This is a genomic window from Pseudoalteromonas rubra, assembly GCF_001482385.1.
Taxonomy (GTDB): domain Bacteria; phylum Pseudomonadota; class Gammaproteobacteria; order Enterobacterales; family Alteromonadaceae; genus Pseudoalteromonas; species Pseudoalteromonas ardens.
In genome coordinates, this window is the sequence record NZ_CP013611.1 from 646,735 (window position 1) to 662,173 (window position 15,439).

Sequence of the window (15,439 nt, forward strand, 5' to 3'; positions counted from 1 at the left end):
ACTACTCTGCTGGGTTAGGGTTAGCCAGAATGGTTTCAGTTTGTGCCTTTCGGAACGCCTCGACCTTGTCGAAAATCTCTGGCTGTTGACAACCCAGAATTTGAGCCGCGAGCAGCCCTGCATTTGCGGCCCCAGCGTCACCAATTGCAAGCGTGCCGACAGCGACACCTTTTGGCATTTGGCAGATCGACAACAATGAATCAACACCATTCAGCGTTTTCGATTTCACAGGCACACCTAACACAGGCAGGCTGGTAAATGCAGCAGCCATTCCTGGCAAATGTGCAGCCCCACCGGCGCCTGCAATAATAACTTTGATGCCCCGCTCTGCCGCTGAGGAAGCGTAATCAGCTAGCAACTGCGGTGTACGGTGCGCAGAAACAACTTTTGTTTCGTATTCAATACCGAACTTATCCAGCATGTCTGCTGCATGTTGCATTGTAGGCCAATCGGACTTAGAGCCCATAATGATGCCAACCGTCATAATTATTCCTCAGTTTAAATTGAACGATTTAGGCGCAGTTTTAGGGGTATGCGCCAACTTCAGGCGTATTATACCCAAGTGGCGCGGCAAAGCGAATCGACATTTCCATACTAAATAGATTCGCCAGACTGACCCTCCTGTATTTCAATCTCAGATTGCCCAACTTGCGCTTTTCGCCAATGGTAGAAAAATGCATCAGGGCCTAAAATCAAAAAGAGTAAAGCTATTCCGCCGGGTACCAGTACGGCTCTAAGCACCGGGCCAAGGACATAGCTGTAAAACAGAATAAAAGGGATAAACAAAACATAACCTATCATTCGCTGCAACATATAGCCTCCTTAACATTTATTGAGCGCGCTCATATTTTTAAATGAGCACGCTCAATTGTCAATATGAAGTGGCCAACATGGATTGCCAATACACAAAAAAGATCTGCTATATCGCGCCCAAATGATTACCTTCTTAGTTACTGGAAAGTCAGCTAAGATGCTGATTAAACGTTTATTGTTTATATTTGGGTGGTCGTTTATCATGGTATAATGGTGAAAAACATGATACTAAACCGCAATGAAAAAAAGCGAAAAAACAAAACAGCTAATCTTGGATGAAAGCTGGCAACTGTTTATTGCAGATGGCTACCAGGAGACCTCTACCCGTCAAATAGCCAAAGCAGCGGGTATCGCAGTCGGAACTGTTTTCAGCCACTTCCCATGTAAAGTGGATATTCTCAAAACTGCAATGCACCAGCGTATCGATGCGGTTATCGACAATGCCATCAGCACAGATCAACATCACTCTGCCAGGCTAAAGTTACGCCACTATGCCAGCCACCTGTTCGCTTTTTATTTGCAGCACCGTGAATTCAGTCAGGCACTACTAAGCGATTTGCTATGGCATCAAGCCTACTTTGCCGATCAAATATCGGCCTTTAAAACACTCCTTTTTGCAGAGCAAGAGTACGACGAAATAAAAGCAACCGTGATGATGGACTGTTACTTTATGACCCTGATCCAGGGCTTGTCCGACCCCGCCTCCTGTAAAGACAGTATGCTGCGACTTCTTACTAATAAGCTGACCTTGCTTTATTAGTGAATATGTATGATGTGTTCTTTATATGGCAGGGTGAATGTGTAAAGTACATCCACCCTTTATTCTATTGTACCTTGGCTTGATTCCCAAAATCAGTAGGTATTTGCTTAGGAATATACCAAATACTACCGGGTTCGTTCTTACTAACGCGAACACGAGTTTTACGCGCTATCCCCAAAAAAATCATAGAGAACATGAGCGCTATAATTTCAACACACAGAGTTCCAAAATTGGCTGGGCTCCATAAGCCAATTGACGGAAATATCAAGGCAATAACAGAGCTGAGCGGCACAGCCAAACACAATAAAGATAAGCACTTCAAACCATATACAGCCGTTTTGGCAGGCCCTAACGAAAATGAACAGCCCATCACTAAGAAGAAAGTAGTGTAATACACAAGCATATAGGCATAATTAATATTAAAGGCACCCAGCGATAGCCATTTGTTAGCAGCAAACACCGATGCAATACCAATCAAAGCTCCTAGACTGACACCGACGGTGAGAGCTCCCATAATGTGATATGACCTACTCTGCTCTGTTCCGGAATTACGCCGTTTTTCGAGCCAAAGTATATTACCTGAATAAAACAGGCATGCACCAGCCATACCCATTAAAAAGTATACCCAACGAACAACATCGCCCCCATAACTACCAAAATGTAAGCCAAAGAATGTAGACACAATTCTTGCCCATATCGTTTGCTCAGAGTGGGCGGCACTTGAAGAGCTAATTTCAAAGGTATAAGGGTTCATGAACACAAAGTCATTTAATGCACCACGCATCAATTGACTTTCATTAACGACACTTACACTAGCCGATGCTGATGGTTTATCCAGATTGTTAAATCGTATCTGAGAGACTGTGTAGCCTGGTGCATGGGCTTCAACCTTGGCCACTATCTCAGAGACTTTTGGTAAATCCGTAATATGTCGCTCAATTTTAGATGGCGACGAGCGAGGAAATAAAGGCTTATCTCCATACAGTTGTGACAAGCCACCATAAAACACATCGTGGAAGGCAAAAACAGTGACTGTAACAGCGATGACAATATGAAAAGGCAGGCTCGCAACACCCAATAAATTGTGCCCATCCAACCAAAGCCTCTTCCGTTCTCCATCCCGACGCAAGGCCTGAAAACGTTTGGTCAGTGTAGGGAGTAAAAACACGAGACCAGATACTAAAGCCAGAAAATACAAAAACGCAGCAACACCTAACACAAACACGCCGGCCTGTGTATGGTCGACCTCTCCAATTATTCCCGCTGTGCGGTGCAACATGTCAAGCATAGTCGATAAAGAATTCACAGGAACCAGTTGCGTTATCAACTCTCCTTGGGAGTTCAAAGACCCATGCCATTTAACATCTTCAAGCCCAAGTCCTCGGCCTGTTCCCTGCTCATACCAACTTACAGGCGACATAGACTTGTCAAAATGCAAAGTGATGTTTTGCGCAGCTTCTGGGTGCTTGGACAGTATCTGGGGTAATAATTTATCGTATTGGGTATCGCCTATTGCGGGCATACTTTTTTCAGGTGATGTTGCCCAGTTATCAATTTCCGGCGCAAACATCACTAACGCTCCGGCGAAGAACCCTATAAACAGCAATAGACTTGTCGTTATGCCTGTCCATGTGTGCAGTATTTGATAGGTTCTCAGAATATCAGCTCTGACTTTCATAAAAAACTCCTTAAGCCAGCTTGCAGTGCAAAAAGCATAATGGTGGTTAGTAGCAAATAAATCCAAGCTTGCCTACCTGTTTTAAACAGGTAGGTCATACTTAAGATAACCAACCAAATAGGCGCGGTTATCCACATATTAAACTGAGTCTTCCATAAAAGTTGAGTGTTTGATAATGGTCCGCTAATTCCATCGGGACCAAACCAGGCAACTAACCCAACAATAGAAAAGCTAAGTAGGCCACCTGCGATAACCCCAGCCAGAGATTTACTCAACCAATCAGGTTGAATTTTGTTATTTTTCATAGTGACTTAGGCCTTATTTTACGTAAAAACAAAGCTAAAAAAGGAAAGATGATCAACCCCAACATGGACAATACGATACTCTGAAATATCATGGCTGGACCATTCATATCAACATATATCACAATGTTTGCTAGAAGTAGGCTTAAATATGACGTAAAGCGCCACCGCCTGCCAAGCGGACGTACTAAAAACTGTTGATTTTTATTGCTAAGATAGAATAACAAGGTACCTATAAATATGAGCAGTACCTGAAAAATTGTAAGCACTTTTCACTCCCTGTATTTGTATGATAATGAAGACAAACATTATACATAAAGAGTATTGATAATCACTACCATTTACTTTTACCGTAAGTTCTATGGTTACGTTTTTTGAAGGGTGGTTTTGACCAACGCGCACATATTAAATGGTAACTACGAGCAAGTATGACCAAACAGACAGCACCCGTTAAAACCGGAAATAGCAAAAATGTCCAGCCCTGCCCGCTCAGCATAATAAACAACGGATTGGCGCCGGCTGGCGGGTGCAGCGTTTTAGTCAACACCATGAGAGATACAGCGAGGCCCGTTGCCAGCCCCAGCGTAACCGCATTAACGGGTAGAAAAGCAAAAAACATAACCCCGACCAAAGCTGTCAGGCAATGACCAGCGATCACATTACGCGTTTTAGCAAGCGGACTATCTGGCAGAGCAAAAATTAACACACAAGATGCACCAAAAGCAGCCATCAACAGCCAATATTCATGCTCGTCAGGACCAAGCAACCCGAGTATTGTAATGGCCAACATAGAGCCCAATCCCGCTGATAAAGAAACTGTCCAGTTAGACACACCCTCTCCTTTAAGTAGACAATTTGTTCTACCTGGTGATGTAGACAAAGTTGTCTACTCATGTCAAGATAAGCTAAAACGTAAGGAGGCAAGGTATGTCAGACAAGCGAGTGTTGTTACTAAACAGTGCATTAAAGTTATTTTATGAAAAAGGCACAGGGGCGGTTGGGATCAATGAGATCATTGCATATAGCGGGGTTGCTAAAAAAACCCTCTATCATCACTTCAGTTCAAAAGACGATCTGATCCTTGCAGCTTTAACACTTCACGATCAGAAATATTTACAGTGGCTCGAAGTAAAACTGGCTGATGTGCAAACCAATGAAGAACTGGTCAAGCACCTATTCCACGCACTTAATGATTGGTTCAATGATCGTGTTACTGAACTTGGCGGCTTCAGAGGTTGCTTTTTTATTAATACAGCCAGTGAGTCGGTGACGCTGGACCGGCAAATTCAGGATCGTTGTGCCAGACATAAAGTAGCCGTCAGACAGCTCATCACAAATAGCCTGCCCCAACCAAACGACCGGCTCGTCGACGCGCTGTGTTTACTCAAAGAAGGTGCTACGGTAGCTGCGTTTGTACAGGGCGATAGGCAAGCCGCGCTGCGCTGCATAGACATTGCGCTGGCACACGATACACAAGCGCCGTTTCCGGTGTAATGTCGTGAAATTTAACCAGGTAACTCGGTACACTATAATTACAGAAGTGCAATTAAAATCAGTGACGGCGTAAATCGTGCAGCAAGACAAATACCTAAAACAGGGTGCTCTGACGCTCTGTGCATCCGTTATCATCGGCTTTTTGGCTGATTATGCCTTTAACCTGAGCCTGAGTCGTACACTAAGCGCACACGAATATGGTGATTATAAAGTAGCTTATGCCTATGCCACTATCTGCGGTGTATTGGCCCTGCTTGGCGGCGACCGCGTTGCCCCTAAATTCTTGGCCAAACCTCTGGCCAACAAAGCAACGAGTGAAGTCGGTGGGTTCGTCATTTTCTTCTGCAAAATATCAGCCGGTATTTCTTTACTGCTCTTTTCACTCGCTTATTTGAGCGGCTACCTGCATTTAGGGAGTTGGTCGCCAGATGAGCATCATGCGCTACTTTGGATCTCGGCTGCGATCCCCCTTATCGCGGTGGGTGCGATATTGAGCAGAGTGTTACAAAGCGCAAAATTACTGGTATACGCTAACTTGCCATGGCGTATCGTGCTACCCGCCGGGAAAACACTGGCAGTCATAGTATTAGCCTCTTTATTAAACCAGGTTTACCTCTGGCAGGTGATTATTGCCGGCATTGTGATCTTAGCGCTCATTACAACATGGCAGTTATTCATCCTTTACAGAAAAAGTCTCCTTACTTTGTCTCCTGCCATACCGGTTCGCAATCAGTCGCAACTTTTAGCAACCTCTATCCCGATGATGCTGGCCATGTTGGTTACAGTTGCCATATCCCAATTGGACTTATATATGCTTGAATTATTGGCGCTGGAGCATGAAGTTGGACATTATGCTGGTGCTGTTACAACCTCACATATGATCCCTGTTGCAAAAGTCAGTGTGATTGCACTTGTTGTACCTTTACTTGGGCAAGCGTTAGAGAAAGGCGAAGAGTACGCCGAACGTGTGCTATGGCAAGGCCAGAAGGTTATGCTTATCATCATTTTAACACTGACAGTTGGATTATTGTTCTCAGGCGCACATCTATTACAACTATTTGGGAAAGATTTCTTTTCCGCCCATGACGCACTCAAATACCTGATTTTGGGGTCATGCTTTTGGGCGGTCACAGCATTTGTTTCTACCTGGTTGCAATACACTGGTAGAGGGAAGTACGTAGTCATCATTGGGCTGTTAACACTTGTTACGGATGCAGTGCTAAATTGGCTGCTTATTCCCATACATGGTATTACTGGTGCCGCAATTGCAACCTGCACTGCGCTCTCTGTAGCTTCATTACTTACCTGGAGTACATTCATACTATGTAGAAAACGATCTTATTCTAGTGCGACTGTTCAATCAACCCAGTCAGGTCATCGTTAATTTATCGGCTGTCGTCGATTATTTATTAAAATAATTGACACAATCTGTACCCTTTTGTAACTTTAACCTGCCTGCTAGTTTGCAGACTGGATCAAATAAAAACAATAATAAGGAAAATTATGGAGCAACGAGCTAAACGAAGTGCGGTGTTTATTTTGATGTTATTACTTGGTTTAAGCCTGGGCGTCATGCTCAAATATGGCTATCTAAAACTGCTTCATCATCCGAATATAATCACGCAAGATACATCTGCCCATTACGAGGGAACTGACAAGCGTGTAATTTTATACACCACACACTGGTGCCAATACTGTAAACAGGTCCAAGATTACTTTAAAAAGCATAATATTGATTACCTGAGCAGAGACATAGAATCCAATGATCAAAAGATAAACTTTCTGTTTGACAGCCTTAAACGCGCTGACATCCCACAGATCATTATTGGTAACAAAGTCATTACTGGTACAAACCTGAGTGTGGTGGAAAAAACGCTACGAGAACACGCTTTTCTCTAATGCAGACCTTTTCAAGGCGTATACCTAATACGTAGACGCCTTTCCCTTATTGCGCTATCTTAAAAAGTGTTTCGTCGTTCACTCACTTTTCTGGAGTATGCGTTGCACTATAAGTTGTTACTACTATTCATCAGTATACTAAATGGCTTACCTGCTTCAGCCACACCTCAAACACATTTGGGCCAACGATCCTCCGCGGATATCCTGAGAGAAGCAGAAGACTATATTATTGTTGAGCCTTCACACTCTTTTCAGCTGCTCAGGCAAGTTAAATCAATCAGTAACCTCACTCCCTCACAGCAGATCCGCTGGCATTTAATCAAGGTACGTTCCGCTATTGCCACAAATATTTTGAGCGAAATAGAACCAGAGCTGGCTGCCCTGATTAAGTTACAGCGACACGCGTATTTTAAAAATCGGCTTCCGAGTATGCTCAGTGCACTGGGCATCGCGCTAAGGCGCCTCGGCTATCTGGAAGAAGCCAAATCTTTATATACCTGCGCGCTGGCCCTTGATGTGACCGACAAAAAAAGAATGGCGCTACTTATCAACCTTGCCGTTTTATCTCGCCATATGAATGACTACCCACTTGCCAAACGATCCTACAAATCTGCAAAAAGCATCGCACTCAGGCTTCATCATGAACGTGCACTGGCTAACGTCAATAATAACTTGGGCACATTGGCACTGGACGAAGGCAAAATCGACTTGGCAGAAGTTTACTTCCGGGAAGCCCTGGTTGGCTATCAGTCTAGTGACAAACGCTCAGGCAATATTACAGCGGGCACAAATCTGCTACTTGTATTTGCAATTCAGGGCCATACGCTTAATTTTCAGCGTCTTATCAGCCCGATTTCAGCCTTGATAGATGCTTATCCAGATGCGACCAAAAAAGCGCTGTTACTGTGGCTAATAAGCGCGAATGATGCAAACCTTGGCGTTACACTCCCGCAAAACACGAAAGACAACCTGATTTCGGCGTTTGAGCAACTTGAGAGCGTCAAATTGCAGCAGCTGATTCAACGCCACCTCGCACCCAAAGTACAAGTTGCTGTGACGCCAGACAAGCGCCCAGCCCGCACCAAAAAAACAACACCAACCTGGTTTCAGGAGCGCTCTTTTTGTACTGGTAACAAGCCGGGGCTTAAGGTTCAATAAAGTCCTGTATTTCAAGGTATAAAGAACGAACAAATTCTAATTTCAAGGGGAGAGTTTTAGCCAAAGGTTTATCGGTCATGCTATCCAGCAAACGCGATAAGGTTGCATGGTCACGACATCTCGCTTGAATAAGCTGATCGAAGCTGGGTAAATGGCCGATTTTATGCACCAACAAACAATCATTCGTTGTGAGTGGTATGATGTAATACTGGCCGTTGTCAACCTCTGCCACAGGCTCATCGAGCAATATCTTTTTTACTTTGAGTGTTAATCCGGTTAGCGTCTGAATACCACCTCGTTCAAAATGCCCCTGATAAACATGACCGTTCACCCGAACCAAATCCCCACTGCGTAACTTGTCAAGTTCGAAGGCTCCAGGCGCAAACGTCACTAATGGGTGTGAGTTAATTAACTGCACCAAAGATTTTTGTTGTTGCTCTTGGGCTTGCACTTCAAAGATGAGTTGTCGAGCATGCATCCCCCTCGGCAGTGGCAAATGAGAAGCGATAATTTTGTGTTCAACGTTTACCAACGCCAGTCCATGCACGCCAAAGCTATTGTGCTGATGAGCGAAAACAATTGGCGTAAACAATACCAATAACCACTTAAGCAAAGAAAGGTCCCCTATTTTTATCAAGTTCCTGACAAGTTTAAGGTATATTTAGTTCCACATCGTTACCAAATTTTAGATTATGATTCCAAAATGGAAATATTAGAGTTAATTCGATTTGTCGAGATTGCGAATGCAAAGACGCTTCAGAGCGCAGCGACCAACCTACACACAACACCAGGCGCATTATCCAAATCATTGAAAAAACTAGAGTCTTCGCTGGGTATATTGCTATTCGACCGAGTCGGAAAGCAGCTGGTCCTTAACGAAAATGGTAAACGCCTTTTGCCTCAGGCGATTAAGATTTTGGACCTCAAAGATAACGTAAAAGCCATGTTGACCCCCACAAGCCCTGTTTTTAATTGCCGAATCTCCGCGCCGGCTATCCTCCAATATCGCTGGATAGGCATTATCGGTGCTACGGCTCGTGATATCCAAATAGAATATGAAACCGACTTCGAACTTACTGCACTCGAAAAAGTTAAAAAAGGCGTAATTGACATAGCACTGACAACTCAACTGATCCAGCCCCATTTGAATGAGGATCTCGAAATGGTCACAATTGGAGAGCTAACGTTAAACTTAGCGGTTGGTAAAACCCACCCATTAGCTGGCAAACGCTCAGTGACCTCAGCAGAGCTTGTGAACTACCCATTCGCCGTACCAAATACGTCTCCATTCTGTGGTGAATTACGTGGGCTAAGTTGTGATGGCTGGTCAAGTAGCAGTCTAAAAAGAGAAACAAAATGGATTGTTAACGATTACGCAGCGCTTTGTGAACTGGTCAAATGCGGCCTGGCCGTTGCTTATTTGCCTGATTACATGATTGAGGCCTGGCAGCTCATTCAACTTAAAGTGGCTTTAAACCTCAAGAACAATACTGAACAGGTGTGTTTGATTTACCGACGACATGCACCTGCCTGGATAAAAGCGCTGGCTAGAGAGGTAAAACCAATTAGTTGATGAATAGCAGTATGCATCTACCCCTGTTCAGATACTCATATTCTAATTGATATTCTATAAGCAACTGATTTTTATATATTTATTACTTGAATAGTGCAAACTATGCTGTTGCTGTCATTGAGCTTTGTAAACAAAAAAAGAAATTTAGAAATGAAATTCAAAGCAAAGAAAATCAAGCAACTTTCCAAGTCACCTCAGTCACTTAATCCTGTAATGACACCTCAGATAGGCGGCGGTTCTGCAAGCTGTCACACAGATGGCGTCACGTGTGCTTCAGAGTTTTGTTATTCTCGCGAAGCCCACACAGACTGTAGTGACCTGCTTAAATAATTGCCAGGGTTTGTTAGTTTGCCTAGCCAGACACAAACCAAATTCACTTGATTTATAAACTAGAAAAGCCAGCAATGTGCTGGCTTTTATGATCTTATTAAACAGTTTTAAGCTGATTTAGCGCGCTGCGCGTCTTTCTTTGCTTGTTTTTGCTCTTTACGAGCACGTAAAGTTTCCTGCGCTTCATGGCCGATATGGCCCTCACCACGCTGCTTTGCCAGTTCCATTTGTCTTTGGCGCTCTGCAAAACGGGCTTTTTGCTCTTCGGTCACATTATCATGACAGTGATGGCAGGATACACCTTCCATATATTCCGGACGCTGCATTTCTTCTGCGGTGATCGGCATACGACAAGCGTGGCACTGATCATATGAGCCCTTGTTCAAATCATGATCAACGGCAACGCGGTTATCAAATACAAAGCACTCGCCTTCCCACATCGTTTCTTCTTTGGGCACATCTTCCAGATATTTAAGAATACCGCCCTCAAGGTGGTAAACTTCATCAAATCCCTGCTCCTTCATATAGGCAGTCGACTTTTCGCAGCGTATGCCACCAGTACAGAACATCGCGACTTTTTTATGCTTAGCTGGGTCCAGATTCTTCTCGGCCCACTCTGGGAACTCGCGAAACGTCTTTGTATTCGGGTCGATGGCATTTTTGAACGTACCGATTTCAATCTCATAATCATTACGCGTATCAACCAAAACAACGTCAGGATCAGAAATCAATGCGTTCCAGTCTTGTGGCTTAACATAGGTACCAACCACTTCTTTAGGATCGATGCCCTGAACACCCATTGTCACGATTTCTTTTTTCAGCTTAACCTTAGTGCGATAAAATGGGCAGGTTTCGTCATATGATTCTTTGAAAACGATATTATCCAGGCCTGGTTGTTTATCAAGCCACGCCAGTAAAGCATCAATACCTTCGCGCTTTGCGGCAACCGTACCGTTGATCCCCTCTTCTGCCAGTAACAAAGTGCCACGCACTTCATTGGCTTCCATAACGTCCAGCAAAGGCTGACGGATCGCCTGGTAATTAGGCAAAGACACAAACTTGTACAAGGCACATACAACAAAATGGTTATTCATAACTTTCTCTTCAATAAGCTTTATAACAGCCTACACTTAAGCACGACGTGTAAGCACTTAACCGGATCGCAAATCCGGCGCCAGGCGCGATATTTTACGGATTTTAAGGATAATTGCAAAACCGTTTGCCCCTGGTGCCCGAAGAACTCACATAAAGCGCTGTAAAGTTATGGTGGTAGTGGAAGTTAGTTTGTTATAATGCTGCGTTTTAGAAAATAATTACTGGAGAAAAGTACCTTGAGATTTTCCGAACTGGGTCTTGACCTGCGCTTTGAAAAACAATTAGAACACCAGGGGATCACAACCCCGACCGAGATCCAGGCTCAGGCCATCCCTACAGCCCTTGCCGGGCATGACACCTTTGCTCAGTCGAAAACGGGCTCCGGAAAAACTCTGGCATTTTTACTTCCTGCCGTACAACGTGTGATGAAACAAAAAGCGCTCAGTAAACGAGACCCACGAGTGCTTATCGTTGCTCCAACCCGAGAGCTGGCCACACAGGTATTCAACCAATGTCGTTTGTTAATTGCGGGTACCGCCATGTCTTGTACTAAAGTACTCGGCGGTGAGAACTTTAACGACCAGGTAAAAGCGCTTCGCAAAGACCCGCACTTTGTTATTGGTACGCCTGGTCGTATAACCGATCATATCGAGCAACGCAGTTTACAGCTTCACGGCCTTGAATTGTTAATCTTTGATGAAGCCGATCGGATGCTAGACTTAGGCTTTGAAAAGCAGCTTTCTACAATTAACAATGCGGCTGATCACCGCCTGCGTCAGACTTTGTTATTCTCTGCAACGCTTGAGCATGCTCAGATCGAGATCACATCAAGAGATTTACTTAAGTCGCCAAAACGTATCCTGCTCAGTGGCAGTAACGAAAAGCATGACGATATCCGCCAGGCAATGTACTTTGCTGACCACTTGGATCATAAAGAAGCCCTGCTTAAACATTTTGTACAACAAAGCGATGTAAAACAGTGCATTATTTTTACTGCGACTCGACAAGATACTAATCGCTTCAGCGACATGCTCAATGAACTGGGAATAAAGGCCGTTGCGCTCGCAGGCGACCTGGCACAGAGCAAGCGTCTGGATATTATGGATGCATTTAGCCGTGGCTTATTTAAAGTGCTGGTTACCACAGATGTGGCATCGCGAGGCCTGGATCTGCTAAATGTATCGCACGTCATCAACTTTGATTTACCCAAGCAGGCAGAAGAATACGTTCACCGAATTGGTCGTACCGGGCGTGCTGGTTTCAAGGGAGACGCGATTTCCTTTGTCGGCCCTAAAGATTGGAAAAGTTACGAAGCCATTGCTGCTTATCTCAAAGAAACAGTCCAATTTCAGTCTGTCGAAGGGTTAGAAGCCAAGTTTAAAGGCTTTAAGCCTAAGATAAATAAGCCTAAACAGAATACCGAGCGTAAACCAGCGGACACCAAAGCTAAGGCAAAGCGCGTCCTTAAGCGTAAACCACAACAACCGAAAAAGGCGATCCCGGCACCGTTTGATGTCGATGGACACGCACCACTAAGAAGAAAGCCTAAGAAGCCAACCGAGGAATAAAGATGCTAGGTACTACACAGTTTTTAATGATCGAAGAGATCTGTGCCGAAGGCGCATACCTGGACGGCAGAGAACAGGGCGACGTTTTCTTGCCTCTCAAAGAGCTACCGGACCACCTCGAAGCGGGTGACAACGTTGAAGTATTTGTGTTCAGTGATAACCAGGGACATCCCTGTGCCACCACACAAAAGCCGCTTGCACAACTGGGCGAGTTCGCCCTGCTGCGCGCCAAGCAGATTAATAAAGTAGGTGCCTTCTTAGATCTTGGGATCAGTAAAGATGTATTAGCGCCATACAACGAACAAAAACCTAAAATGCGCGAGGGATACAGCTACCTGGTAAAACTCTATTTGGATAACGCCAGTAAACGTCTGTGTGCTTCAAGTAACCTTGGGAAATTTTTAAATAAAACGCCTGCGCAATACAAAAAATTTGAGCAAGTTGACTTAATTGTCGCCGCAAAAACCGACCTCGGCTATAAAGTTATTGTCAATGAACAACACTTTGGCATGGTATTTTTCAATACCGTATTTAAGCGTATGTATATAGGTCAGCGCATGACGGGTTATGTCAAACAAGTTCAGGAAGATGATAAGATTGATATCTTACTCGAAAAACCGGGCATGGATAAAATCTCAGAGCTGGGCGAACAGATCCTTAAAAAGCTCGAAGATAATAATGGGTTCCTGCCACTTGGTGACAAATCAGACCCAGAGCTGATTAAGAAAACTTTCTCCACCAGCAAAGCCAACTTTAAAAAAGCCATCGGTGGTCTGTTCAAACAGGAAAAAATCCAAATAGAAGCGACATCCATCTCTTTGACTAAATCAAAAAAATAATCTCGCTTTTAACTTGCCGCGAAAATGGCGCCCATCTAGTGCGCCATTTTTGATGTATTTACCCTATCTCAAAGGACGTTACACCAAATGTTCTTTCAATTTCAATATCAGGGATCGTTTGCGTATACATGCGCGCAGTGTCAAATACCGGTATCATATTGAGCTTTTCAGCAAGGTTAACAGCCTCTGCATTGCACACTGGCACATCCAGGAAAACAGGCATCCCCTGTGCAACCCTTGAACACAAAGCCCCAATCATAATATGAGCTTGCGCCTGTTCATTGGTAAATAATGGGCCTATTTTGTAGCCTTCCCGGCATTGTCTGATCACCCCTATTCCATGAAGTGTGCCGTCTATCAACACCCCAACCGATGATGCGTCTTTCTGCGCTAACCATGCACGCCAAAATTCAGCTCTTTGCACAGGAAAAAATGGCATTAGAAAGTGCTCTATGGTTTCGATAGATAAGAAACTAAGATCTACGAGGTACTTTGATCCTTGATTTGCCAGCATATGGCTCATGCCCTGGTAGCGACGATTAGCATACGCCAACGCAAAGCCAGATTTTTTGTAATTTTCTTGCTGCTCAACCACACCATCCAGACCAATATTACACCCTTCCAGTCTGGCTATGGCCGCCTGCCATATTTTTAGCCCAAGCCCCTGGCCCCGGTATTCAGGTTTAACAATATAAAACCCGATAAAGCCAAACGAACTGCCATATCTTACGGCAGAAATCACAGCGACCGGCTCATCATTCAGCAGCCCAATGAGAAACCCCTGAGGATCAGCCTGATAGTAACAATTTGCATCTTCAAGCCCCGGGTTCCAGCCTTCTTGTGCCGCCCAGTCGATTGCTAAATTCACCTCATCACGGGTCATAGTACGGATTGTGTAACTGTCGTTCATAGAAATGCTCCTTGATGCACGATCATTATTGAGTTGGCTATATACCTGCACTATAACGGGGGTAACGAGAAAAGGAAGTCCGATTAGCTGTGTTATTAAAGCAATCGATATGTCAAATAGGCTTTTCCAATTACAAACATTTATTTTGCGCGTTTTTGCAACTAAGGTGCGAACCAGAGCTTGCTCATCTTAAGCTAATTCAATCATTAGAATCGCCTATCCGCAGCACCAAAGCTGAATTTGGCCAGTAACCGTGATGACCTTAGCGCTTAAATTTAATAGTTTCGCAAAAAACGTAAATACCAATCTAAAACTCTAAGCGACTTCAGTGGCCGCTTAGAATCGGATAACAAAAGCTAGAGTAAGCGCCAAGACTCTTCTTCTCCAACGGGTTCTTTGGAAGTAGAAATATTATTCCAAAGTGGCTTATCACTGTTCAAATATGCATAAATTGGCTTTTCGTTACGGACTAAATCTACATAATGTTGCATTTCTGAGATAGAAACATTGATAGCACCAAATTTGCTATGCGGGGAATAGTGCGGTGGTGACATTTCACTGCCAGGGCTTGAAAAGTAAACATTGAAACGATGTCCGTCCTCTCCTAAGCATGCCAATACTGCTCTGCTGCCCCCTCCACTCAATTCGAACCCAATTTTTATCTGGTAGCTTGTTACTTCAAAAGTTTTTGTTGCCATGGCAAAATCTCCTGTTTTTAGCATGGTGTGTCTTGGCGTTTTGCGCTCCATAAAGAGTATGGTTTAAAATATAGCCACCCGCCAAAAACTCACTAAAGACTGCCGTCCATGGTTGGCGCAGCTTATATTTTCTCTGTTGATTGACGGTATTTCGATCACGCTTTATTTAGTTTCACCAAAAATGGTAATGAGAGTAGCATAACCCTCTACAGCGTGATTGAAACTTTCAGAACAAACACCCCTATTCGACTCTATGATGCATTGTTTGAAAGCATTGGTCCTGCGACAGTTCGATATCGACAGTTAACTGCGCTAGCATGTG

General features: G+C 44.1%; 17 protein-coding genes. 8 read left to right on the plus strand and 9 right to left on the minus strand.

The genetic code is table 11. The annotated features are described in order from the left end of the window. Position 1: 1 nt before the first annotated feature. Positions 2-484, minus strand: a complete 483-nt coding sequence (gene purE / locus AT705_RS02860) for a 5-(carboxyamino)imidazole ribonucleotide mutase (RefSeq protein ID WP_049865230.1) — start codon at positions 482-484, stop codon at positions 2-4. A gap of 110 nt (positions 485-594) precedes the next feature. After that, on the minus strand, positions 595-813 hold the full coding sequence (locus AT705_RS02865; protein WP_058795410.1) for a hypothetical protein: 219 nt from the start codon (positions 811-813) through the stop codon (positions 595-597). A gap of 238 nt (positions 814-1,051) precedes the next feature. Here AT705_RS02865 and AT705_RS02870 point away from each other — a divergent pair, with 238 nt between their 5' ends. Further along, positions 1,052-1,573 carry a TetR/AcrR family transcriptional regulator gene (locus AT705_RS02870; RefSeq protein ID WP_058795411.1) on the plus strand — a complete coding sequence of 174 codons (522 nt, stop codon included), beginning with the start codon at positions 1,052-1,054 and terminating at the stop codon, positions 1,571-1,573. 64 nt (positions 1,574-1,637) lie between these two features. Here AT705_RS02870 and AT705_RS02875 read toward each other — a convergent pair whose 3' ends face one another. The 3 genes from AT705_RS02875 to AT705_RS02890 all read right to left on the minus strand — a co-directional run bounded on the left by AT705_RS02875 (position 1,638) and on the right by AT705_RS02890 (position 4,385). Further along, positions 1,638-3,251, minus strand: coding sequence for a PepSY-associated TM helix domain-containing protein (locus tag AT705_RS02875; RefSeq protein WP_058795412.1), 1,614 nt, complete (start codon positions 3,249-3,251; stop codon positions 1,638-1,640). After that, the gene (locus AT705_RS02880; protein ID WP_058795413.1) at positions 3,248-3,556 is read right to left on the minus strand and encodes a hypothetical protein; all 309 of its coding nucleotides are present in this window, start codon (positions 3,554-3,556) and stop codon (positions 3,248-3,250) included. The genes AT705_RS02875 and AT705_RS02880 overlap by 4 nt, the downstream gene beginning before the upstream one ends. A 331-nt stretch (positions 3,557-3,887) precedes the next feature. Continuing rightward, on the minus strand, positions 3,888-4,385 hold the full coding sequence (locus AT705_RS02890; RefSeq protein ID WP_058795415.1) for an HPP family protein: 498 nt from the start codon (positions 4,383-4,385) through the stop codon (positions 3,888-3,890). A 95-nt stretch (positions 4,386-4,480) separates the two neighbouring features. Here AT705_RS02890 and AT705_RS02895 point away from each other — a divergent pair, with 95 nt between their 5' ends. From AT705_RS02895 to AT705_RS02910, 4 genes are all read left to right on the plus strand, one after another. Continuing rightward, entirely contained in the window at positions 4,481-5,047 is a 567-nt protein-coding gene (locus AT705_RS02895; RefSeq protein ID WP_058795416.1) for a TetR/AcrR family transcriptional regulator, read from the plus strand. Between the two features lie 142 nt (positions 5,048-5,189). Then, positions 5,190-6,431 (plus strand): oligosaccharide flippase family protein, encoded by a 1,242-nt coding sequence (locus AT705_RS02900; RefSeq protein ID WP_237113772.1) that lies wholly within the window; start codon positions 5,190-5,192, stop codon positions 6,429-6,431. A gap of 119 nt (positions 6,432-6,550) precedes the next feature. Further along, positions 6,551-6,946: a glutaredoxin family protein gene (locus tag AT705_RS02905; protein ID WP_058795418.1), complete on the plus strand. Its 396-nt coding sequence runs from the start codon at positions 6,551-6,553 to the stop codon at positions 6,944-6,946. Between the two features lie 102 nt (positions 6,947-7,048). Beyond that, entirely contained in the window at positions 7,049-8,104 is a 1,056-nt protein-coding gene (locus AT705_RS02910) for a tetratricopeptide repeat protein (protein ID WP_058795419.1), read from the plus strand. On the opposite strand, the gene AT705_RS02915 is transcribed toward AT705_RS02910, so the two are convergent. Continuing rightward, a complete protein-coding gene (locus tag AT705_RS02915; protein WP_058795420.1) occupies positions 8,091-8,717 on the minus strand; it encodes a hypothetical protein in 627 nt (208 codons plus the stop codon). The genes AT705_RS02910 and AT705_RS02915 overlap by 14 nt on opposite strands. A 90-nt stretch (positions 8,718-8,807) precedes the next feature. Here AT705_RS02915 and AT705_RS02920 point away from each other — a divergent pair, with 90 nt between their 5' ends. Next, the gene (locus AT705_RS02920; protein WP_058795421.1) at positions 8,808-9,677 is read left to right on the plus strand and encodes a LysR family transcriptional regulator; all 870 of its coding nucleotides are present in this window, start codon (positions 8,808-8,810) and stop codon (positions 9,675-9,677) included. A 437-nt stretch (positions 9,678-10,114) separates the two neighbouring features. On the opposite strand, the gene trhO is transcribed toward AT705_RS02920, so the two are convergent. Then, positions 10,115-11,101 carry an oxygen-dependent tRNA uridine(34) hydroxylase TrhO gene (trhO, locus tag AT705_RS02930; protein WP_010384664.1) on the minus strand — a complete coding sequence of 329 codons (987 nt, stop codon included), beginning with the start codon at positions 11,099-11,101 and terminating at the stop codon, positions 10,115-10,117. Between the two features lie 237 nt (positions 11,102-11,338). Here trhO and AT705_RS02935 point away from each other — a divergent pair, with 237 nt between their 5' ends. Together AT705_RS02935 and AT705_RS02940 are read left to right on the plus strand one after the other, a co-directional pair. Beyond that, the gene (locus AT705_RS02935) at positions 11,339-12,670 is read left to right on the plus strand and encodes a DEAD/DEAH box helicase (protein ID WP_058795423.1); all 1,332 of its coding nucleotides are present in this window, start codon (positions 11,339-11,341) and stop codon (positions 12,668-12,670) included. Beyond that, positions 12,667-13,509 (plus strand): CvfB family protein, encoded by an 843-nt coding sequence (locus tag AT705_RS02940; RefSeq protein WP_420492114.1) that lies wholly within the window; start codon positions 12,667-12,669, stop codon positions 13,507-13,509. Before AT705_RS02935 ends, AT705_RS02940 begins: the two co-directional genes overlap by 4 nt. A 58-nt stretch (positions 13,510-13,567) precedes the next feature. On the opposite strand, the gene AT705_RS02945 is transcribed toward AT705_RS02940, so the two are convergent. Together AT705_RS02945 and AT705_RS02950 are read right to left on the minus strand one after the other, a co-directional pair. Next, positions 13,568-14,419 carry a GNAT family N-acetyltransferase gene (locus AT705_RS02945; protein WP_058795425.1) on the minus strand — a complete coding sequence of 284 codons (852 nt, stop codon included), beginning with the start codon at positions 14,417-14,419 and terminating at the stop codon, positions 13,568-13,570. A gap of 356 nt (positions 14,420-14,775) precedes the next feature. Beyond that, positions 14,776-15,117 (minus strand): hypothetical protein, encoded by a 342-nt coding sequence (locus tag AT705_RS02950; RefSeq protein WP_058795426.1) that lies wholly within the window; start codon positions 15,115-15,117, stop codon positions 14,776-14,778. Positions 15,118-15,439: the final 322 nt, after the last annotated feature.

Excerpts from the sequence above, each read along its gene's own strand:
- purE (WP_049865230.1), bottom strand. The coding sequence starts at position 484 with ATGACGGTTGGCATCATTATGGGCTCTAAGTCCGATTGGCCTACAATG.
- trhO (WP_010384664.1), bottom strand. The coding sequence starts at position 11,101 with ATGAATAACCATTTTGTTGTATGTGCCTTGTACAAGTTTGTGTCTTTG.
- AT705_RS02905 (WP_058795418.1), top strand. The coding sequence starts at position 6,551 with ATGGAGCAACGAGCTAAACGAAGTGCGGTGTTTATTTTGATGTTATTA.
- AT705_RS02865 (WP_058795410.1), bottom strand. The coding sequence starts at position 813 with ATGTTGCAGCGAATGATAGGTTATGTTTTGTTTATCCCTTTTATTCTG.
- AT705_RS02895 (WP_058795416.1), top strand. The coding sequence starts at position 4,481 with ATGTCAGACAAGCGAGTGTTGTTACTAAACAGTGCATTAAAGTTATTT.
- AT705_RS02870 (WP_058795411.1), top strand. The coding sequence starts at position 1,052 with ATGAAAAAAAGCGAAAAAACAAAACAGCTAATCTTGGATGAAAGCTGG.
- AT705_RS02950 (WP_058795426.1), bottom strand. The coding sequence starts at position 15,117 with ATGGCAACAAAAACTTTTGAAGTAACAAGCTACCAGATAAAAATTGGG.
- AT705_RS02880 (WP_058795413.1), bottom strand. The coding sequence starts at position 3,556 with ATGAAAAATAACAAAATTCAACCTGATTGGTTGAGTAAATCTCTGGCT.
- AT705_RS02875 (WP_058795412.1), bottom strand. The coding sequence starts at position 3,251 with ATGAAAGTCAGAGCTGATATTCTGAGAACCTATCAAATACTGCACACA.
- AT705_RS02945 (WP_058795425.1), bottom strand. The coding sequence starts at position 14,419 with ATGAACGACAGTTACACAATCCGTACTATGACCCGTGATGAGGTGAAT.
- AT705_RS02920 (WP_058795421.1), top strand. The coding sequence starts at position 8,808 with ATGGAAATATTAGAGTTAATTCGATTTGTCGAGATTGCGAATGCAAAG.